Genomic DNA, 20,259 nt, shown 5'->3' on the forward strand with positions numbered 1-20,259 from the left:
CTCGTTGTTATCAGCATTGGTTCAGTCGTCGACCCAGCCGACCAGCACGTCTTGATAATCGGCCAGATCACGCAACACACCGAGGTCGTCCGGCACCACGAGGAACAGCGTGTCGTCCTGATACGCCGGGCGTACCTGCCCGAGAAACTCGCCGATGTGCGCCTCACGAAAACGCTGAGGTTGTTCCCAAAGATAAGGTTTGCGTTCGTGCTCGGGCACAGCGCTGACCTGCACGGTCGGCAGCAACACGGCGTCCGGCGACGGTTCGTCCGGGCTTTCTGCGTTCTCCACTGGCGGAGCCGGCGCCTCGGCAATCTCGGCCAGCCAGCGCTGCGTTTGCTCAACCGTCAGCAATTGCTCGCCGCCGGTTGCGCAATCCACCGGGCCGAGGTCGATGGCTTGCATGAAGTGGTCGCGCTCTTCGCGGCTGTCGATGACCTGGGCGCATTTGGCGGCAGTCCATTGCACCTCGGCGAAGCTCACATGCAACATGCTGCGCCGTGAAAAGATCAGGGCCGGGCGCTCTTCGATGGCTGCGCGCTGATCGACGACCACCTTGGCGCCCTTGTGCAGCAGGGCGCTGACCAAGCCGTCGAGTACGCGATATTCGTGGAGATGGCCGGTGACGCTGTCGATTACGTACAGCCAGCCATCGCGTAGCAAACGGATTCCCAGCGGCCGCGTCTCGAGGGCGTAAGGCAACTTCAGTGGCTTATCAGGATCGAGGTTTTTTTCGACGAGGCCGTAGCGCAATGGCAAAAGCTGCACATGGGTCTGGCGCAACGGGCAGGCGCCGGGCGTGCCAATGGCAGTTTTCGGCGCCGCCGCTGCGGCGAGATTGGCAGGGTGGTTCATGGGCGGCCTCGTTGATTGGCCCATTCGTGGGCCATGTCGGCGGCCAGCGCGATACGCTCACCGATAGGTTGCAGGGAAGGCGTATGCAGCAATCGGTTGAGGTGCGAATGCTGTTCGAGCGGTGAACCGTTCAGCCAAGCCATGACGTTGGCGTAATAGAACAGTTCGGATTGGCTGCTCAGGCCCAGGGAACTGGCCTCGGCGCCCAGTCGCTCAAGCACTGGCCAGCGTTGGGCCACGGTTGCGCCGCTATGGAAGTCGGGGAAGTGTTTGAGTAAATGCGCGTCGAGTTCGATCAGCACACGACGCTGATCAGCCTGGTCCAGCGCTGAATTCTGTTCGGCGCTCAGGCGATAGGGCGTTGGCAAGTCGGGGCACTCTGCCAACCGAGGCGGGTGATATTGCCAATCCGCCGCGACGCCATCGCTTGTTACCACGCCCGAAAGCGGCCCGAACAAGCGCTGATCGCCGCTGCTGAACAGGGCTCGGGCGACGGCTGCGTCGGCCAGACGCAGGAACACTGGCAACCCTTCGGGCAACTCGACGGTCAGCAATTTGCGCAAGTGCTGCGCCACGGCGTGCACCGAATCCGCGCTGAACAGCAGCACGGCCCATTCCTCGTGCGCGTGCTGGAGATAGAACTGCAGCAGTGGCTCGTCGACTGATTGCACGGTGGCTAAAACCGGCGAGATATCTCGCAAGTCGGTGAAGGACGGGCAGTCGTACAAGGCAACCGTGGTGGCGCCGGGACTCAGATGTTTCAGGCGTTGCGGCAAATCGCTGACGGTTGCGCCATCGAGCAACAGCAACGCCTGATGTTTGCCCCACGGCAGGTCTGCGGGCAGAGAGGTCAAGAGCGTCATGCCTGGGCCGCCTCGCAAATCAGGCACCGCGAGCTGCGGTTTGCAACCAGTGCGTGGCGTTGCTGCGCCGGGTCGAACGTCACTTTAAGCAACGGCAGCGCCCCCGGTATCAGCGGCTCCGCCGGCATCGTCGTCGCTGGAGCGCCGCCCTCGACAATTGCCACGCTGCTGAAAATGCCTTCCGGCCCGAGCGTCAGCCAATGCCCGCCGGCCTTGACCGTCAGGTGCGCTCCGCCATCAATAACCACTTGCTGGCCGGCGCTGAGGTGGATTTGCTGCGTGGCGTTAAGCCGCTGACTGCTGACGCGAACGTGCTGGTCGCCGAGCACCAGCAGGTGGTCGTCCTGTTTCAGTTCGGTGAGGCGATTGCCGTGGGTGAGGTGCTGTTCTTCGCCGCGCAGGTCGTGGCTGGCGATGCCGCCGACGACCACGCTGCGCTGGTTGTCGACCTGAATGCGTTCGTCGTTGAGCACCAACTGGACGAAATCGCGCTGGGCGCGCAGCGCAATTTCCTCGGCACCGGCGCGGTCCTCGATGCGCAGCTCGTTGAAACCGCCGCCACCGGGGCTGCTCTGGCTGCGCAGGATGCTTTGCGTATGCTGCGCCGGAAGGTCCAGCGGCACCGGCGTCGCGGCGTTCGGCAGACAGCCGAGGACGAAGGGTTTGTCGGGATCGCCTTCGCTGAAACCCACCAGCACTTCCATGCCGACGCGCGGAATCTGCACGCTGCCGTAGCGCTCATGCGCCCAATGGGTTGCCACTCGCAGCCAGCAACTGGATTGCTCGTTTTTCTGTCCGTCGCGATCCCAGAACATCTGGACTTTCACGCGGCCGTAGGCATCGCAGTAGATCTCTTCGCCAGCGGGGCCGGTGACGACAGCATGCTGGTTGCCGGTCACCCGAGGTTTGGGGTGCTCCAGCGCCGGACGGAAATTCACGTCCCAAGGCGTCGCAACAAAATGGTTGCGATAACCCTGGGTAAAACCGTCATCAGAGCTGACGTCGGGCGCCGCTTCCTCAAGCGATTGTGGCTGGCGGCCAATATGTTCGACGCGAGTCAGTAACCATAGGCCGTTGCAGTCCGCTCGCGGGTGTTCGCTGAGGTCGAGAAAACTGCCGTTGCGCAGCAGCGACTGGTCGCTGCGTCCTTGGGCCTGGCGGTAATCGGCACGACGGCGTTCGAGGGCGCGTTGGCTCAGATGTTGGCCCCGCTCACGATGGACGAATTGCCCGGGGAAGGCGTAATCCTCCAGTTCGGGCAATCGTGCTTCTCGCGCATCAGCCTGCAACTGTACGTTGGGTTTTTCGAAGTGGTAATCGCGGCGGCTGACGTGGGTGGTGCGGGTGTGCAATTGCACCTGGAAGCGGTCGATGACTGGAGCTTCGGCAACCATCCCGCTGCCCGGGGCGTAGGCGGTTGGCGCGGCAGGTTGGGGGAAAACCGTCTGATCATCGCCGAACACCAGCGTGTGCCCGTCAGCGTTGTGCTGGAAATGAAAGTGCAAGCCTTCCTCTTCACACAAACGCTGGATGAAGTGCAGGTCACTCTCGTTGTATTGCACGCAGTAAATGCGCGGCGGGTAGTCGGCGCTGAGTTGAAAATGCCAGGCATCCGACTGCATGCCGTGATCGCTGAGGATCCTGGCGATGATCTGCGGAACGTTTTGCTGCTGGAAAATGCGCTGGTTATGCCGGTGCGCGAGGTAGGCGAGGTGTGGCGCCAGAATGATCTGGTAGCTCGTCAGGCGAGCGCCGGAATCGCCTTGAGCGACTCGATAAACCTGCCCGTGAATCCCCGAGCCATCGGCGCCGAAAGACAGGAACGCAGGGCGATGCAGGAGCGTTTCGAGATCAAGATCCCGGTGCTCGCTGACCAGTTGCAGTTCGACTTCATAGGTCTGGTTGAGCGCTTCGGTCGCGCGAAATTCCACCACCTGAAGAGCGTGGCGGAAGCCTTCAAGCTCGAGCTTGAAAACAACGGTTTTGGCAGCCTTCAACATCCACATGTCCCTGTGTCTTTTCAGGCACGGGACTTTGCGGGGGGCGCCAACTTGGCGCAGTCAGGGGAATCGTTTTCTTGTGTAGGAATTTTCCGGGAATCGCCTCGCTGCAGATCAGGCAGCCCGGTAACGCGTTATTTCGGATACAGCGGCGGCAAGCCGCTATCACCTACCGGGTCTTGAACCCGTTCTGCCAGCGGGATCGCGCGAGTTGCGCGCCACAGGTCTTCGCCCTGCCAATGCTGGCCGGATTCGCTGTAGAGCGCGCCATTCAGGCCGTCCAGCGCATCCGACAGCGGCACAAACCGCGCGGCCATTTCGGCGAGGGTTTCCGGTTGTTGCCGCGCCCAGGCATCCAGTGCCTGGCGGGTGGCGTGGGGGTCGTTGGCCTGGCAGGCGCGTTTGAGGTCGTCGAGCACGCTGCGCGGGCTTGGGCCGGTTTGTGCCGCGCGCAGAATCGCCGGTTGCCAGCGCGCGCGCCACCACAAGCCAAAACCGAGCAGGGTGGTGCAGGCCAGAATCATTGTGCTGAGTTTCCACCACCACAGCGCTTCGCTGTCGGCGCCGTAGATTACTTGCGGGCTGCCGGTCGGCGTATCAACCATCAGGCTCGGATTGTTCAGCACTTGCAGGGTGCGCGCCGGCAGGCTGCTGTGTTCCAGATGATCTTCGAAGGTGTTCCACCAGACGACGTCGACCGTCGGTAACTCGATGGCGCCGCTGTGGGCGGGCACCAGCGCTTCACGTTCTTCGCGGCTGCCGATCAAGCCGCGCTCGCTGTTCTGGTTGCCGAGCACCGGTTGGTCGGGGTAGCGGCGCAAGCCGTTGATGTCGGTGGCGGGCAGGGGCGGCAGTTGCGAACTGGCCAGGCCATCGACTTTCAGTGTCAGGCTGCGGGTCAGCGAATCACCGACCTGCACCTGATCCGGTTCCGGACTCCAACTCTCGCTCAGGCTCAGGCTGCGTGCGGGCAGCCAGGGTGCATCGGCTGGGTAGGAGGCCGGTTTGGCCTTCACCGTCAGGGCAATTTGCGCGGAACTGACGCGGAGCAATTTGCCCGGTTTGGTTCCCTGCCCGGAAGCGTCCTGCGCCGGTTGCGCATCCACCAGGGTGGCGCTGAACTGCTGCGGCGGGATGCTCAACACACCGCTGTGCTGGGGGAAAATCGCATAGCGCATTTCGATCACGCCATGGCGCACGCCATTGATGTCTTTTTCATAAGTGCGCGAGTCGCCGAGCTGCTCGATACGCGCATCGGGCACCTGCAATGGCGTCAGGCTGCTGTCGTCATACAGCGACACCGAATGGTAAATGCGCAACGTCAGAATCGCCTGCGCCTGCACGTACACGCTGGCCTGATCGAGACTGGCTTCGATGAACACCGGGGCGAGTTTGTTCTTGCTGTCCTGGGTTTCGCCTTCGACCACTTGCAGGGTGATCGGCTGGCTGCGCCCGTCGCCTAGTTGCAGCGACGGAATCTCGACGCTGCCGTTGCGTTTGGGCAGCAGGGTGATGAACCAGCGCGTTGTCGAGCGGTTGGCGCCATTGATCGTGGTCAACTGGTTGACCTGACGCGTGCCGCGCACTTCGAATTCCGCGTCCAGCGGGGTCAGGTCGGGTTTGCCGAAGATCGTCACATCGTTGGATTCGAGGATCAACTCGACGGTTTCGCCGGAACTCAGGCGGCTGCGATCGACACTGGCACCCAGCTCCGCAGCCTGCACCTGAGCGTTGGCCAGCATCAGGGCAGACAGCAGGGCAAGCAAGAAAGCGCTGAAGCGGGTCATCGAGTTTTTCCCTGATCCTGATGTTGTTGCTGTTCGTACCAGAACTTGCGTCGAAGCAGTTCGCCGGGGTCGTCCGGAATCTTTCGCAGCCATTGTTCGAGCGCCTGAACCTGCTCGCCTTCGAGGCTGTCGCTCGCCGGGCGCCGCGGTGGCGTGGTGCTTTGCTCGTCCTCCAACTCACTGCCCGGCACTTCGTTGGGGCCGGGTTGCGGTGGCGTGGTGGGCGGTTCTTCGCTGTCCGCGGAGTTCGGCTGGGCCTCGGTTTTCGGTTCGCCGCTGCTCAACGGCTGAGTGGCGGACTCGGGCGGCGGAACATCACCGACCGCGCCCGGCGCTTCGCCCTCGGGCGGCTCGGGTTCGACCTCCGGTGGCGTCGATTTCTGTTTCAGCAGGCTTTCGATCAAGGCCTTGTTGGTCAGCGCCGGACGCAAATCGGGTTGGCGCTCAAGTGCTTGATCGTAGGCATCCAGCGCCGCGTCCAACTCACCGCTTTTCGCCAGCGCATTGCCTCGATTGTAGTGTGCCCGCGCGTCGTTGCCCTGAGCGAAACGCTGGGCGGCGCCGTTGTAGTCGCCGGCCTCATACAGCGCCACGCCTTGCCATTGCGGGTCTTCGAAGTGTTTGGCGGCTTCGGCCGGCTGCTGTTTTTTCAGCAGGTGCAGGCCGCGCTGATCGGGTCGCAACCACAAATCGCCGAAGTCGAAGGCGTAGCTCGGTTGCGGCATCAGAAACAGCAGCGGCAAGCAAAACAGCCAGCCACGACGCCCGGCCAGGGATGCCAGCAGCAACAACGGCAGCAGCAGCCAATAACCCTGATCGGCCCAGGTATCGAGGCGCAAGGTCTGGCCGTCGTCGCGCAGGTTGCGCGGGCCATCGAGCAAGCCGAGGGCGCCTAGGTCGGCATCGTCCAGCCGCGCCGCGTGGTAGCGCCCGCCGAGGTCGGCCGTGAAGGATTTGAGCCCCGGACTGTCGAGGTGCGGCACCAGAATCGCGCCTTGGGCATCCTTGAGGAAACTGCCGTCCTCTTGCGCCACCGGCACCCCTTCGGCGGTGCCAACGCCCAGCATCAGAAATTCGGTGGATTTGCCGTCCAGCGCGCGCTCGATGCCGAAGCGTTCCTGTTCGTTCAGTGACGAACCGATCAGCAGGATTCGACCCTGGCCGAGCGCACCTTGATCCAACAGCGCCAAGGCTTTGAGCACCGCCAAGTCGGCGCGATGCCCAGCCTCGGGCATCAATGACGGCTTGAGTGCGTCGAGCAAATTGCGACTGGTCGACAGGTCATCCGACAGCGGAACCAGCGTGTGGGCGCTGCCGGCGTAGACGACGATTGCGGTTTGCGCGTCGCTGCGACTTTGCAGCAAGTCGAGCAACTTGCGCCGCGCTTGCTCCAGCCGGGTTGGCGGGCTGTCGGTGGCGAGCATTTCCGGGGTCAACTCCAGCAGCACCACCAGCGGGTCAGCCGGTTTCTGACTGGTCTGCTCGACTCTTTGCCAACTCGGTCCCAGCAGCGCGCCGATGGTCAGCACCCAGGCGAACCCGAGGACGATCCACGGCAATTTGCTGTCGCGGCCGTTGCCGCCACTCAGCAGCGCGGCGTGGAAGGCCGGCGGCAAAATCATCTGCCAGCGCCCGGCGCGTTTTTGCCGATGCCAGAGTTGCCAGAGCAACCAGCCGAGCAGCGGCAACAGCAGCAGCCACCACGGGCGGAACCAGTACGGCCAGAGCGCGCTCATCGACGCCTCCGCAGGCGCAGGCGATTCAGTCGCTGGCGCCAGTCGGGGAGTTGGCTTTGCAAAAACAGGTCCTTGGTCAGCAGGCGTTGCAGTGGATTGTCCGGCCACAGTTCGCGCATCACCAGTAACAGACTCAACAGCAGCGCCAGCGCCAACGGCCAGTGATACAACGCTTGAGCCGGGCGGGCCTGGGTCGGTTGCTGGGTGACGGGTTCGAGGGTGTCGAGAATGTCCTTGATCGCCTGCAATTCCTTGCCGTCGTGGGCGCGGAAGTATTGGCCGCCGGTGGCTTCGGCGATGGCTTTGAGTGCCGGTTCGTCGAGGTCCAGGCTTGGGTTGAGGCCGAGAAAGCCCAGCGTACCGCTTTGTTCCGGATCGGCGCCGATGCCGATCGGATAGATTTTCACGTTTTCGCTGGCGGCGAGACGGGCGGCGGTCAACGGGTCGATTTCGCCGCCATTGTTGGCGCCATCGGTGACCAGAATCAGCACGCGGCTTTGCGCCGGACGCAGGCGCAAGCGCTTGAGCGCGAGGCCGATTGCATCGCCGATGGCGGTGTTCTTGCCGGCAATGCCGATCCGCGCTTCATCCAGCCACACGCGCACGGTGTGGCGGTCGAAGGTCAGCGGCGCTTGCAGGTAGGCCTGACTGCCAAACAGGATCAGGCCGACCCGGTCGCCGTCGCGGCTTTCGAGGAAATCGCCGAGCAAATGCTGGACCAGTGACAGGCGGCTGACGTCTTCGTCCTGCCACTGCATGTCGGGGAAATCCATCGATCCGGAGACGTCGACCGCCACCAGCAAATCGCGACCACTGGCGGCAATCGGCAGCGGATCGCCCAACCATTGCGGGCGCGCCGCAGCGATCAGCAGCATTAACCACAAAAGAATGAACGGCGCTTGTTGGCGCCACGCCGGCAGGTTGGCGCGGGCGCGGCGTCGGGCCAGGCCTTCGAGGTCGCTGAGGAAGCTGACTTTCAGCGCCGGCTCGCCGCTGTCGGCCACCGGCAGCACCAGGCGCATCAGCCAGGGCAACGGCAGCAGGGCGAAAATCCACGGCCAGGCGAACTCAAACATGTTTGCGAATCCACGTGTCGACGGCTTGGGTCAGGCCGGCGATGGCTTTGTCGTCGAGTTTGCATTCAGGTTTGTAGGCGCCTTCGACCAGTACCATCCAACGCGTCAAACCGGCGGCCGGGCAGCGGTTGTCGAGAAACGCCAGCCACTTGCGCCCGTTCAGCGTGTGACTTTGGCTATAGGGGTAGTGGTTGCGGCACAGGCGTTTGAGCAAACCGTTGAGTTGCTGCAACCAGGCACCGGCCGGTGCGCCGTCATAGGGTTTGGGCATTTGCGCGAGTTCGGCCAGCGCGGCGACCCGCACCGGGTCCAGCGGTTGCTCGGCGCGTACGATCGGGCGTTTGTTCGGGATGAAACGGCGCAGCTGCCACAGACCGAAACCGATCAGCGGCAATAACAACAGCAATAACCACCAGCCCGGCGCCGGAGGCCAGAAGTCAATTGGCGGCGGAGTCATCAGTGGTTGCAGTTGATCGAGGCTGCTCATCGACCTTTCCCCGGTTTCTGCGGGTTCAGGTATTCGCGCAATTGCTCGACCATTTCGCTTTGAGTGCTCAGCGGCATCAACAAAATGCGCAGCTTCTGCGCGAGCAATTCCCAACGAGCGATGCGTGCTTCGGCCTGGGTGCGATAGGTCTGGCGCAGGTCGTAATTCAGCGTGTCGAGTTCCAGTTGCGCGCCACGCTCGGCGAAACGCAGCAGGCCGGCGGCGGGCAGGGCGTGGTCCAGCGGATCGGACAATGGCAGCAGCAACAGATCGCAATGCCGCGCGAGCAGGCTCAATTGTTGTTCCGAGCCTTCGGTCAACGCGCGCTCGTCGCAGATCACGATCACCAGGCTGCCGGGGCGCAACACCTCGCGGGCGCGGCGCAGGGCCAGGTTCAGCGAATCGCGGTTCTGCTCACTTTCGGTGTGCAGCGACTGGTTGACCCGCACCAGCCGGTTGAGCAATTGCAGCAGGCTTTGCTTGCTGCGCCGAGGTTTGATTTCGTAATGCTCGTTGTCGCCAAACACCAGTCCGCCGACCCGGTCGTTGTGCCCCAGCGCCGCCCAGCCGATCAGGCTCGCGGCTTGTGCGGCGAGCACCGATTTGAACATCAGGCCGGAGCCGAAAAACAGCCGACGGCTTTGCTCGACCATGATGAAAATCGGCCGTTCGCGTTCTTCGTGGAACAGTTTGGTGTGTGGCTCTTGGGTGCGCGCGGTGACGCGCCAGTCGATGGTGCGTACGTCGTCGCCGGCCTGATAAACGCGCACCTGGTCGAAATCGACGCCGCGCCCGCGCAGCTTGGAGTGGTGCAGGCCGATCAACGGGCTGCGCTGGCTCGGCGTCGAAAACAGCTGCACTTCGCGCACCCGATGGCGCATCTCGATCAGCTCGGCGAGGCTGACACGGATGCCCGGCTCGGGCGGCAGGCTGACGTTCATCAGGGTCAAGCGACGGCTACGACGTCGAGAATCCGCTGGACCACTCGGTCCTGGTCGATGCCCGCCGCTTCGGCTTCAAAGGACAGAATGATGCGGTGGCGCAACACGTCGAACAGCACCGCCTGAATGTCTTCCGGGCTGACGAAGTCGCGACCGGCGAGCCAGGCGTGGGCCCGGGCGCAGCGGTCGAGGGCAATCGAGCCACGCGGGCTGGCGCCGTAGGCGATCCACTCGGCCATCTCCGGGTCGAACTTGGCCGGCGTGCGCGTCGCCATGACCAGTTGCACCAGGTATTCCTCCACGGCATCGGCCATGTACAACCCGAGGATTTCCTTGCGCGCGGCGAAAATCGCTTGCTGGCTGACCCGGCGCTCAGGCTTGGTTTCGCCATTCAACGCTTCGCCACGCGCCTGTTGCAGGATGCGGCGTTCTACGGCGGCGTCCGGGAAACCGATTTTCACGTGCATCAGGAAGCGGTCGAGCTGAGCTTCGGGCAGCGGATAGGTGCCTTCCTGCTCGATCGGGTTTTGCGTGGCCATTACCAGAAACAGCGGCGACAGTTCATAGGTGCTGCGCCCGACGCTGACTTGGCGCTCGGCCATGGCTTCCAGCAATGCCGACTGAACCTTGGCCGGGGCGCGGTTGATCTCGTCCGCCAGCACCAGATTGTGGAAAATCGGGCCTTGCTGGAACACGAAGCTGCCGGTTTCCGGGCGATAGATCTCGGTGCCGGTAATGTCGGCGGGCAGCAAGTCGGGGGTGAACTGGATACGGTGGAACTGTGCTTCGATGCCTTCGGCGAGCTCTTTGATCGCTTTGGTCTTGGCCAGCCCAGGTGCGCCCTCGACCAGCATATGGCCGTCGGCGAGCAGGGCGATGAGCAAGCGCTCGATGAGTTTTTCCTGGCCGAGAATCTGCGTTGAAAGAAATGTTCGCAGCGCTAGCAGCGCTTCACGATGTTCCATCGATGACTGTTCCTGGAAAGGGTGACCGAAGACGTTCGAATAACGCCAGGGCTAGGGGCGTTACTTTAATGCATGGCGGGGGGTGGCGACTAACGGCATTTTGCGCAAAATGCGGGAAATGGCTGGGGAAGTTGTTGGAAATTTGTAGCCGCGCAGAAGTCGGGTGGCTGTGCCGGCCCCATCGCGAGCAGGCTCACTCCTACATTGACGGCGTACGACGATCAATTGTAGGAGTGAGCCTGCTCGCGATGAGGTCAGATCAAACACCTCAAATCTGGCTGATAAAGGTTCCAGTGCCTTTAAGAATGTTCTGCAACGTTTCCTCAACCTCAGCCAGATCACCCGCATCCGTGCTGTGAATGATTTCCAGCGAATCATCGCCATTCAGCGCGTCGGCATCGCCAGCGGCGATTTCAATCAGCAGGCGGTTAGGGCTGAGGGTGACTTTTACGCCGTCCAGCGTCGACGGCTCGCCGTCGAGGGTGATGTCCAGCGCGTCCTCGTCCGGGTAGCGGGTCATCAGGAACATGTCGCCTTGATCGCTGTGGCAGCAGAGCATGGCCATGTTGTCTTCTTCGTCATCGCACGGGTTGACGATCAAGAGGGCGGTGGTCATTTGCATGGGAAATTCCTGGCTCGGCGAGCATTGTGAAGACGATCAAAGGGCGATTCTGCCAGCCGCCGGGAATTTCTGCTCGTCTGAGTGTCAGAACATGTGTCGTGAACATCCGATGTGTTGCTGGTCATTTCGAGGACGAGATCGCGCAAAACCGGGCTTTTACCGGCCGTTTTGCCGTGCGCCTGCTAGTGTTGTTCCGTGCGCAAGCCCCAAGCTGCGTGCCGATGACCGAATATGTCGCAGCACCGCAAGCAGGCACGTTGTCGCACTCGTTAAGCTGCGCATCGAATGGATACCGGTAGAGGCCTGTGCAATTCATCGCGCGGGCGCTGTTTCCGGGATTCATTCAAGGAAGGTGAATGTGACCTGAGTGTCTCGTCCAGCTTCACCCACCTGTTGCCCTGTTTCCTCTGCCCGAGATTCAGGAACCGGGTGACGGATCGCCCCGAAAGGGGTTTTGCACGCGACGCTTCCATCAATAACAAGCCCAAGCGGAGTACCACAGATGGCGTTCTTCACCGCAGCCAGCAAAGCCGACTTCCAGCACCAACTGCAAGCGGCACTGGCGCAGCACATCAGTGAACAGGCACTGCCACAAGTGGCGCTGTTTGCTGAACAATTTTTCGGCATCATTTCCCTCGACGAGCTGACCCAGCGTCGGCTGTCCGACCTCGCCGGCTGCACCCTTTCTGCATGGCGCCTGCTTGAGCGCTTTGACCACACGCAACCGCAAGTGCGCGTCTACAACCCTGATTACGAACGCCACGGCTGGCAGTCGACCCACACCGCGGTCGAAGTCCTGCACCACGATTTGCCCTTTCTCGTGGACTCGGTACGCACCGAGCTGAACCGTCGCGGCTACAGCATTCACACCTTGCAAACCACTGTGCTGAGCGTGCGTCGCGGCAGCAAAGGCGAGTTGCTGGAAATCCTGCCGAAGGGCACCCAGGGCGAAGGCATCCTGCAAGAATCGCTGATGTACCTGGAAATCGACCGCTGCGCCAACGCGGCCGAACTGAATGTGCTGAGCAAAGAGCTGGAACAGGTTCTCGGTGAAGTCCGCGTTGCGGTCGCCGATTTCGAGCCAATGAAAGAAAAAGTCCAGGAACTGCTCAGCGGCCTCGACACCAGCCAGTTCAATGTCGATCCAGAAGAAAAAGCCGAAATCAAAAGCTTCCTGGAATGGCTGGTGGGCAACCACTTCACGTTCCTCGGCTATGAAGAGTTCGTGGTCCGCGATGAAGCCGATGGCGGCCACATCGTGTATGACCAGGATTCGTTCCTCGGCCTGACCAAACTGCTGCGCACCGGCCTGACCTACGAAGACCTGCGCATCGAAGACTACGCCGTAAACTACCTGCGCGAACCGACCCTGCTGTCGTTCGCCAAGGCTGCGCACCCGAGCCGTGTGCACCGTCCGGCGTATCCGGATTACGTGTCGATCCGTGAAATCGACGCCGACGGCAAAGTCATCAAGGAATGCCGTTTCATGGGCCTCTACACCTCCTCGGTGTATGGCGAGAGCGTGCGGGTGATTCCGTACATCCGCCGCAAGGTCGAAGAAATCGAACGCCGTTCCGGCTTCCAGGCCAAGGCTCACTTGGGCAAGGAACTGGCGCAAGTGGTTGAAGTGCTGCCGCGCGACGACCTGTTCCAGACCCCGGTCGACGAGCTGTTCAGCACCGTGATGTCGATCGTGCAGATCCAGGAACGCAACAAGATCCGCGTGTTCCTGCGCAAAGACCCGTACGGCCGTTTCTGCTACTGCCTGGCCTACGTGCCGCGCGATATCTATTCCACCGAAGTGCGCCAGAAGATCCAGCAAGTGCTGATGGATCGCCTGAAAGCCTCGGATTGCGAATTCTGGACATTCTTCTCCGAGTCCGTTTTGGCGCGCGTGCAGCTGATTCTGCGGGTTGATCCGAAGAACCGTCTGGACATCGACCCGGTCCTGCTGGAAAAAGAAGTGGTCCAGGCCTGCCGCAGCTGGCAGGACGACTACGCCAGCCTGACCGTTGAAAGCTTCGGCGAAGCCAGCGGCACCAACGTGCTGGCCGACTTCCCGAAAGGCTTCCCGGCCGGTTACCGCGAGCGCTTCGCAGCGCATTCGGCAGTCGTCGACATGCAGCACCTGCTGAGCCTGACCGAGAAAAACCCGCTGGTGATGAGCTTCTATCAGCCGCTGGGCCAGGTTTCCGGCCAACGCGAGCTGCATTGCAAGCTGTATCACGCCGACACGCCGCTGGCGCTGTCCGACGTGCTGCCGATTCTGGAAAACCTCGGTTTGCGCGTATTGGGTGAATTCCCGTATCGCCTGCGCCACAACAATGGCCGCGAGTTCTGGATTCACGATTTCGCCTTCACCGCTGCTGAAGGCCTGGAACTCGACATCCAGCAACTCAACGACACGCTGCAGGACGCATTCGTCCACATCGTGCGCGGCGATGCCGAAAACGATGCCTTCAACCGTTTGGTGCTGACCGCCGGCCTGCCATGGCGCGACGTGGCGCTGCTGCGTGCCTATGCGCGCTACATGAAGCAGATTCGCCTGGGCTTCGACCTTGGCTACATCGCCAGCACGCTGAACAACCACACCGACATCGCTCGCGAGTTGACCCGGTTGTTCAAAACCCGTTTCTACCTGGCGCGCAAGCTCACCGGCGACGACCTAGAAGACAAGCAACAACGTCTGGAACAAGCGATCGTTACTGCACTGGACGACGTCCAGGTGTTGAACGAAGACCGCATCCTGCGTCGTTACCTGGACCTGATCAAAGCTACGCTGCGCACCAACTTCTACCAGACTGACGCGCAGGGCCATAACAAGTCCTACTTCAGCTTCAAGTTCAACCCGCACTTGATTCCTGAACTGCCGAAACCGGTTCCGAAGTTTGAAATCTTCGTTTACTCGCCACGCGTCGAAGGCGTGCACTTGCGCTTCGGTAACGTTGCGCGCGGCGGCCTGCGCTGGTCCGACCGTGAAGAGGACTACCGCACCGAAGTGTTGGGTCTGGTAAAAGCCCAGCAAGTGAAAAACTCGGTGATCGTGCCGGTCGGCGCCAAGGGCGGTTTCCTGCCGCGTCGCCTGCCATTGGGCGGCGGTCGCGACGAGATCGCAGCCGAAGGCATCGCCTGCTACCGCATCTTCATTTCGGGCCTGTTGGACATCACCGACAACCTGAAGGACGGCGCGCTGGTGCCGCCAGTCAACGTTGTGCGTCATGACGACGATGACCCGTACCTGGTAGTGGCTGCGGACAAGGGCACTGCAACCTTCTCCGACATCGCCAACGGTATTGCCATCGACTACGGTTTCTGGCTCGGCGACGCCTTTGCTTCGGGCGGCTCGGCGGGTTACGACCACAAGAAAATGGGCATCACCGCCAAAGGCGCGTGGGTCGGCGTACAGCGCCACTTCCGCGAGCGCGGGATCAACGTGCAGCAAGACAGCATCACCGTGGTCGGCGTCGGCGACATGGCTGGCGACGTATTCGGTAATGGCTTGCTGATGTCCGAGACCCTGCAACTGGTCGCTGCATTCAACCACTTGCACATCTTCATCGACCCGAACCCGCAGCCGGCCAACAGCTTCGCCGAGCGTAAGCGCCTGTTCGACCTGCCGCGTTCGGCGTGGTCGGATTACGACACCAGCATCATGTCCGAGGGCGGCGGGATCTTCTCCCGTAGCGCGAAAAGCATCGCGATTTCCCCGCAGATGAAAGACCGCTTCGACATTCAGGCTGACAAGCTGACCCCGACCGAACTGCTGAACGCCTTGCTCAAGGCGCCGGTAGACCTGTTGTGGAACGGCGGCATCGGCACGTACGTCAAGGCCAGCACCGAAAGCCACGCCGATGTCGGCGACAAGGCCAACGATGCGCTGCGCGTCAACGGTAACGAACTGCGCTGCAAAGTCGTGGGCGAGGGCGGTAACCTCGGGATGACCCAACTGGGTCGTGTCGAATTCGGCCTCAATGGCGGCGGCTCCAACACCGACTTCATCGACAACGCCGGTGGTGTGGACTGCTCCGACCACGAAGTGAACATCAAGATCCTGCTGAACGAAGTGGTTCAGGCCGGTGACATGACCGACAAGCAACGTAACCAGTTGCTCGCGAGCATGACCGACGAAGTCGGCAATCTGGTGCTGGGCAACAACTACAAGCAGACTCAGGCCTTGTCCCTGGCGGCCCGCCGTGCATACGTGCGGATTGCCGAATACAAGCGTCTGATGAACGATCTGGAAGGTCGCGGCAAGCTGGATCGGGCGATCGAGTTCCTGCCAGCCGAAGACGCGATCAACGAGCGCGTTGCGGCAGGCCATGGCCTGACCCGTGCCGAGCTGTCGGTGCTGATTTCGTACAGCAAGATCGACCTCAAAGAAGCACTGCTCAACTCGCAAGTGCCGGACGACGAATACCTGACCCGCGACATGGAAACCGCTTTCCCGCCGAGTCTGGTGAGCAAGTTCTCCGAAGCCATGCGCCGTCACCGTCTGAAGCGCGAAATCGTCAGCACCCAGATCGCCAACGATCTGGTCAACCACATGGGCATCACGTTCGTGCAGCGACTCAAAGAGTCGACCGGCATGAGCCCGGCGAACGTGGCTGGCGCTTATGTGATCGTGCGTGACATTTTCCATCTCCCGCACTGGTTCCGTCAGATCGAAGCCCTGGACTATCAGGTCGCCGCTGACGTGCAACTGGAGCTGATGGACGAGCTGATGCGTCTCGGCCGCCGCGCTACCCGCTGGTTCCTGCGTGCCCGCCGCAACGAGCAGAACGCTGCCCGTGACGTTGCGCACTTCGGTCCGCATCTGAAGGAGTTGGGCCTCAAGCTCGACGAACTGCTGAGCGGCGAGATCCACGAAAACTGGCAGAACCGTTATCAGGCGTACGTCGAAGCCGGTGTGCCGGAGTTGCTCGCACGCATGGTGGCTGGCACTTCGCACCTGTACACCTTGCTGCCGATCATCGAAGCGGCCGACGTGACTGGCCAGAACGCAGCAGACGTGGCGAAGGCTTACTTCGCGGTCGGCAGCGCGCTGGACATCACTTGGTACCTGCAACAGATCAGCGCTCTGCCGGTTGAAAACAACTGGCAGGCGCTGGCCCGTGAAGCGTTCCGCGATGATGTCGACTGGCAGCAACGGGCGATCACCATTTCGGTCCTGCAACAGGGCGACGGCAGCCACGACGTGGAAACACGTCTGGCGCTGTGGATGGCAGAGCACGAAGGCATGATCGAACGCTGGCGCGCGATGCTGGTAGAAATCCGTGCCGCCAGCGGCACTGATTACGCCATGTACGCGGTAGCCAACCGTGAGCTGCTCGACCTCGCGTTGAGTGGTCAGGCGGTTGTGCCGGCGGTAACGCAGGAGCTGGAACCAGCGGCTTGATTCAGCGCTGAATGAAAAGCCCCCGTGTCGTGAGATACGGGGGCTTTTTTTATGGCTGAGGGTTCTGTTGTGGCGGGTCGGGCCTCTTCGCGGGCAAGCCTCGCTCCTACAAGGCAACGCATTCCCTTGTAGGAGCGAGGCTTGCCCGCGAAGCTCAATGCACGTTCTGCCCGGTTCCATGCGGGCGGTTTTATTTATGGCTGGGGCAGCAGCGATTAGTGTTCCAGGGGGATCAGCACTTTCTCGTCCGGCGACAACACCATGAACACCAAGAGCTTGGCCGGTTTGGTTTCGCTGGCGTTTTTCGACAGCAGATGCTCGGAGCCGGCGGGTTCGTACCAGTATTGACCGGCCTTGTAGGTGATCGCTTTCTGACCCTTGACCTGCGAGATGATCTCGCCCGACAGCACGTAAGCCATGGCCGTGCCTTGGTGTTTGTGGGCGATGGAAGATTGGCCGGGTTTGTAGTCGACCTCGATCATCATGGCTTTTTTGCCGGGGACGTTTTGCAGCAGTTCGTCCTGCAACACGGTGATCTTTTCCGAAGGGTCGTGGGCAAATGCCGAGGCAGAAAGGGTCAGGGCGAGGGCGGCGAGTAAATGCACTGCTTTCATGGGGAATCACCTGAGTAGTTAGTCGTCAGGGACCACGGTAAGCCGTGAACCGGGGTAACAAAACGGCCAATTTTCGTGAAGGCGAGGGGACCAATCCTGTGATTCCAACGGAAGAAGCAGGGCGGTAGTGCGGGCGCCATCGCGAGCAAGCTCGGCTCCCACACTTGAACGAGTTCCTTCAGAGGAATGCGATCAACTGTGGGAGCCGAGCTTGCTCGCGATGACGTCAGTCAGTGTTCAGACGATCGGAAATGTATTGAAATCGACGGCATTCGCCAGCCGGTTATCGATCAGGCCGATGAAGCCCTGCACTTCGGGGTGGTAAAAGTGCGATTGCATGGCCGCTTCCGATTGCCAACGGGCGCTGACGTTCCAGCGGTTGCTGTCCTCGGGGCAGCGGTCGACCATATAGGAATCGCAGCCGGGAAGTTCGCGCAGGGTTTCGACAATCTTTTGCAGCTGCTTGCCCAGTTCTTCCGAGCGGCCGGCGGCGGCCTGCACCTGTACGGTGTTGATCACTTCGTTGGACATTGCTCACACTCCTGAATCAGGCCGGACGAATCCTGCTCATTGAGGGATAGCGCCCCTGCACAATAGTCCTGCACCGGGGGACCGCCAATAGCCAATCGCCGGATAAACCCACAGACCAATCGTCAACTGACCTGCTGCAAAATGTCGCGCAAGCGGTCCATTGCGGTGTCGATATCGAGGGTTTCTATCGCGCCAAAACCGAAGAAAAGTCCGGCCCGTGGCGCTTGCTGGTAGTAAAAGCTGTCGATTGCGTACAGCCCGACTTCAACCTTTTTCGCCAATTCGATGACCAATGGAATGTCGATCGGCACCTTGCACAGCACCACCATGTGAAACCCGGCGGTGGTCGGTACCGCTTCCAGCCACGGCGCCAGATCACCGGCGATGCGCGCCAGAATCCGCTCGCGGCGCCCGGCGTAAATGGTGTGGCAGCGGCGGATGTGCTTGAGCAGGCAGCCCTCGGCGATGAACTTGGCCAGCGCCCATTGCGGCAGGGTCGAGGTGTGCAGGTCGGTGAGTTGCTTGGCGCGGATCACCGCTTCGAGGATCGCTGGCGGCAGAATGGTGTAGCCCAGCCGCAGCTCCGGCAGCAGGGTTTTCGAGAACGTGCCGACGTAGGCGACGATGCCGCGCTCGTCCATGCTTTGCAGTGAATCAGTCGGGCGACCTTCGTAGCGAAACTCGCTGTCGTAATCGTCTTCAATGATGATCGCGCCCAGCTCATGCGCACGCGCCAGCAGGGCCACGCGCCGCGCCTGACTCATCGGCATGCCCAGCGGAAACTGGTGCGACGGCGTCACGTAAATCAGCCGCGTGCCGTGCGGAATCAAATCCACTTGAATCCCTTCGGCATCCACCGGCACGCCGACCACGGTGGCGCCGTGGCTGCCGAACAACAGCCGCGCGGGCGGGTAACCGGGGTCTTCCATCGCCACCAGGCTGCCGGGCCGGATCAGCACTCGGCCAATCAGGTCCAGCGCTTGCTGCGCGCCGTTGCACACCACCACGTCTTCGTCCTGACAATTGACCCCACGGGAAAACGCGATGTGCCGGGCAATCGCATTGCGCAGCGCCGGCAAGCCTTCGGGCAGGCTGTAGAAACCTTTGGAACCGGCGATCTGCCGCAACGCATGCGACGTGCAGCGGCGCCAGTCGTCCTGCGGAAACTGGCCTTTGCTGGTGGCGCCGCCGATAAAGTCGTATCGCAGCGAACCCTGCAGCGTCGGGTGACGGAGGAACACCGGCAGGTTGCGCCAGGACTCGATGACCTCGCTGCTGGCCAATTCCGAATGGCTTTGCTTGCGCTGGATTTTCGCCGGCCGCGCGTTGACGTAAGTGCCTTTGCCGGTGACGCCAGTGAGGAAGTTTTCGTAGGTCAGTTGCGAGTAGGTGTCGGAAATAGTCTTGCGCGAAATGCCCAGTTGTTCCGCCAGCAAACGGCTCGGCGGCAGTTGCGTGCCGGCGGCCAGGCGACCGGTTTCGATGGCGGCGCGCAGCTGTTGGTACAACTGGCCTGCCAGGTCCTTGCGGCCGTTGATGACAACGTGAAGTTCCATACCGGCGGGGCTCCTGGGCTTTTTGAGGGCTGAGAATAGGCGACTGAGGTCGCGCCAGATTACCCTCATTGCGCCGTCGTGGAGAAGTTGCGCAGGGGAAAACCGGCGGATTGGTCTACTGCCTGCTGGTCTGCGAATTTTTCGTCGAATTGGCTCTGTAACGCGGCTGAGTCAGCGCCTACCTTGGGAGCTTGTCTCCGCGCACAACGAGGTCGCGCCATGAATCCCCGCCTGGACTACTACAGCGCCTCGCCCAAAGCGATGAAAGCGATGATCGCCATGGAAGCCCTGACCAGCCACCTGAGCATCGAGCCGGCGCTGCTGCACCTGATCAAAATCCGCGCCTCGCAACTCAACGGCTGCGCGTTCTGCACCGACATGCACTCAGTCGACGCCCGGCGCCTCGGCGAGACGGACCGGCGTTTGTATTCGATTGTGGTGTGGCGCGACAGCAGCTTTTTCAACCCCCGCGAACGCGCGGCGTTTGCCTGGACCGAAGCGGTGACGCTGCTCTCTGAAAGCCACGTGCCGGACGACGTTTACAGTTTGGCGCGGGACCAATTCAGCGAAAGCGAACTGGTGGACCTGACCATCGCCGTGACCACAATTAACAGCTGGAATCGGTTGGCGGTGAGTTTCCGCCAGAGCCCCAGCGACTGAAGGTGGCGTGTTCCAGGGCGTCGAGCAGGGGATGTCGGGTTCAACGTGAGCGCAGGGGGGGAGGGCAGTGGATTTTGTGTTGGCGTTGGTCATTGGTTTAACTCTTGAGAAAGTGGAAGTCACCACTTGCTCGCCGTCAAACGAATGGGCGGCAACTGTGCGCAGATTGAC

15 protein-coding genes are annotated in these 20,259 nt (G+C 61.7%); 2 read left to right on the plus strand and 13 right to left on the minus strand.

The window, feature by feature from the left end:
* Positions 1-21: 21 nt before the first annotated feature.
* From BLU01_RS28150 to BLU01_RS25365, 10 genes are all read right to left on the minus strand, one after another.
* Positions 22-855: a toxin VasX gene (locus BLU01_RS28150; protein ID WP_231987112.1), complete on the minus strand. Its 834-nt coding sequence runs from the start codon at positions 853-855 to the stop codon at positions 22-24.
* Positions 852-1,718 carry a DUF4123 domain-containing protein gene (locus BLU01_RS25325; protein ID WP_092280622.1) on the minus strand — a complete coding sequence of 289 codons (867 nt, stop codon included), beginning with the start codon at positions 1,716-1,718 and terminating at the stop codon, positions 852-854. The genes BLU01_RS28150 and BLU01_RS25325 overlap by 4 nt, the downstream gene beginning before the upstream one ends.
* Positions 1,715-3,718 (minus strand): type VI secretion system Vgr family protein, encoded by a 2,004-nt coding sequence (locus BLU01_RS25330; protein ID WP_092281744.1) that lies wholly within the window; start codon positions 3,716-3,718, stop codon positions 1,715-1,717. Before BLU01_RS25330 ends, BLU01_RS25325 begins: the two co-directional genes overlap by 4 nt.
* Before the next feature lie 134 nt (positions 3,719-3,852).
* Complete coding sequence (locus tag BLU01_RS25335) at positions 3,853-5,505, minus strand: BatD family protein (protein ID WP_092280624.1); 1,653 nt, start codon at positions 5,503-5,505, stop codon at positions 3,853-3,855.
* The gene (locus BLU01_RS25340; protein ID WP_092280626.1) at positions 5,502-7,241 is read right to left on the minus strand and encodes a tetratricopeptide repeat protein; all 1,740 of its coding nucleotides are present in this window, start codon (positions 7,239-7,241) and stop codon (positions 5,502-5,504) included. The genes BLU01_RS25335 and BLU01_RS25340 overlap by 4 nt, the downstream gene beginning before the upstream one ends.
* A complete protein-coding gene (locus BLU01_RS25345) occupies positions 7,238-8,317 on the minus strand; it encodes a vWA domain-containing protein (RefSeq protein ID WP_092280628.1) in 1,080 nt (359 codons plus the stop codon). The genes BLU01_RS25340 and BLU01_RS25345 overlap by 4 nt, the downstream gene beginning before the upstream one ends.
* Positions 8,310-8,804, minus strand: coding sequence for a DUF4381 domain-containing protein (locus BLU01_RS25350; protein WP_092280630.1), 495 nt, complete (start codon positions 8,802-8,804; stop codon positions 8,310-8,312). Before BLU01_RS25350 ends, BLU01_RS25345 begins: the two co-directional genes overlap by 8 nt.
* Entirely contained in the window at positions 8,801-9,745 is a 945-nt protein-coding gene (locus BLU01_RS25355) for a DUF58 domain-containing protein (protein ID WP_092280632.1), read from the minus strand. The genes BLU01_RS25350 and BLU01_RS25355 overlap by 4 nt, the downstream gene beginning before the upstream one ends.
* A 5-nt stretch (positions 9,746-9,750) precedes the next feature.
* Positions 9,751-10,710, minus strand: coding sequence for an AAA family ATPase (locus tag BLU01_RS25360; RefSeq protein ID WP_003218556.1), 960 nt, complete (start codon positions 10,708-10,710; stop codon positions 9,751-9,753).
* 268 nt (positions 10,711-10,978) lie between these two features.
* Positions 10,979-11,332 (minus strand): hypothetical protein, encoded by a 354-nt coding sequence (locus BLU01_RS25365; RefSeq protein ID WP_092280634.1) that lies wholly within the window; start codon positions 11,330-11,332, stop codon positions 10,979-10,981.
* Between the two features lie 502 nt (positions 11,333-11,834).
* Between BLU01_RS25365 and BLU01_RS25370 the strand changes: the two genes are divergently transcribed.
* On the plus strand, positions 11,835-16,727 hold the full coding sequence (locus tag BLU01_RS25370; protein ID WP_092280636.1) for an NAD-glutamate dehydrogenase: 4,893 nt from the start codon (positions 11,835-11,837) through the stop codon (positions 16,725-16,727).
* A gap of 215 nt (positions 16,728-16,942) precedes the next feature.
* Here BLU01_RS25370 and BLU01_RS25375 read toward each other — a convergent pair whose 3' ends face one another.
* The 3 genes from BLU01_RS25375 to pdxR all read right to left on the minus strand — a co-directional run bounded on the left by BLU01_RS25375 (position 16,943) and on the right by pdxR (position 19,428).
* Positions 16,943-17,341 (minus strand): cupin domain-containing protein, encoded by a 399-nt coding sequence (locus tag BLU01_RS25375; protein ID WP_092280638.1) that lies wholly within the window; start codon positions 17,339-17,341, stop codon positions 16,943-16,945.
* Positions 17,342-17,578: 237 nt separating this feature from the next.
* Positions 17,579-17,872, minus strand: a complete 294-nt coding sequence (locus BLU01_RS25380; protein WP_092280640.1) for an antibiotic biosynthesis monooxygenase family protein — start codon at positions 17,870-17,872, stop codon at positions 17,579-17,581.
* Positions 17,873-17,994: 122 nt separating this feature from the next.
* Entirely contained in the window at positions 17,995-19,428 is a 1,434-nt protein-coding gene (pdxR, locus tag BLU01_RS25385; protein WP_092280642.1) for a MocR-like pyridoxine biosynthesis transcription factor PdxR, read from the minus strand.
* Between the two features lie 219 nt (positions 19,429-19,647).
* Between pdxR and BLU01_RS25390 the strand changes: the two genes are divergently transcribed.
* Positions 19,648-20,088: a carboxymuconolactone decarboxylase family protein gene (locus tag BLU01_RS25390; RefSeq protein ID WP_092280644.1), complete on the plus strand. Its 441-nt coding sequence runs from the start codon at positions 19,648-19,650 to the stop codon at positions 20,086-20,088.
* The last annotated feature ends 171 nt before the right edge of the window (positions 20,089-20,259 follow it).

The organism is Pseudomonas prosekii (assembly GCF_900105155.1).
Classification (GTDB): Bacteria; Pseudomonadota; Gammaproteobacteria; order Pseudomonadales; family Pseudomonadaceae; genus Aquipseudomonas; species Aquipseudomonas prosekii.

What these genes read in the sequence shown, in the direction of transcription:
- BLU01_RS28150 (WP_231987112.1), bottom strand. Translation starts at nt 855, where the DNA reads ATGAACCACCCTGCCAATCTCGCCGCAGCGGCGGCGCCGAAAACTGCC.
- BLU01_RS25325 (WP_092280622.1), bottom strand. Translation starts at nt 1,718, where the DNA reads ATGACGCTCTTGACCTCTCTGCCCGCAGACCTGCCGTGGGGCAAACAT.
- BLU01_RS25330 (WP_092281744.1), bottom strand. Translation starts at nt 3,718, where the DNA reads ATGTTGAAGGCTGCCAAAACCGTTGTTTTCAAGCTCGAGCTTGAAGGC.
- BLU01_RS25335 (WP_092280624.1), bottom strand. Translation starts at nt 5,505, where the DNA reads ATGACCCGCTTCAGCGCTTTCTTGCTTGCCCTGCTGTCTGCCCTGATG.
- BLU01_RS25340 (WP_092280626.1), bottom strand. Translation starts at nt 7,241, where the DNA reads ATGAGCGCGCTCTGGCCGTACTGGTTCCGCCCGTGGTGGCTGCTGCTG.
- BLU01_RS25345 (WP_092280628.1), bottom strand. Translation starts at nt 8,317, where the DNA reads ATGTTTGAGTTCGCCTGGCCGTGGATTTTCGCCCTGCTGCCGTTGCCC.
- BLU01_RS25350 (WP_092280630.1), bottom strand. Translation starts at nt 8,804, where the DNA reads ATGAGCAGCCTCGATCAACTGCAACCACTGATGACTCCGCCGCCAATT.
- BLU01_RS25355 (WP_092280632.1), bottom strand. Translation starts at nt 9,745, where the DNA reads ATGAACGTCAGCCTGCCGCCCGAGCCGGGCATCCGTGTCAGCCTCGCC.
- BLU01_RS25360 (WP_003218556.1), bottom strand. Translation starts at nt 10,710, where the DNA reads ATGGAACATCGTGAAGCGCTGCTAGCGCTGCGAACATTTCTTTCAACG.
- BLU01_RS25365 (WP_092280634.1), bottom strand. Translation starts at nt 11,332, where the DNA reads ATGCAAATGACCACCGCCCTCTTGATCGTCAACCCGTGCGATGACGAA.
- BLU01_RS25370 (WP_092280636.1), top strand. Translation starts at nt 11,835, where the DNA reads ATGGCGTTCTTCACCGCAGCCAGCAAAGCCGACTTCCAGCACCAACTG.
- BLU01_RS25375 (WP_092280638.1), bottom strand. Translation starts at nt 17,341, where the DNA reads ATGAAAGCAGTGCATTTACTCGCCGCCCTCGCCCTGACCCTTTCTGCC.
- BLU01_RS25380 (WP_092280640.1), bottom strand. Translation starts at nt 17,872, where the DNA reads ATGTCCAACGAAGTGATCAACACCGTACAGGTGCAGGCCGCCGCCGGC.
- pdxR (WP_092280642.1), bottom strand. Translation starts at nt 19,428, where the DNA reads ATGGAACTTCACGTTGTCATCAACGGCCGCAAGGACCTGGCAGGCCAG.
- BLU01_RS25390 (WP_092280644.1), top strand. Translation starts at nt 19,648, where the DNA reads ATGAATCCCCGCCTGGACTACTACAGCGCCTCGCCCAAAGCGATGAAA.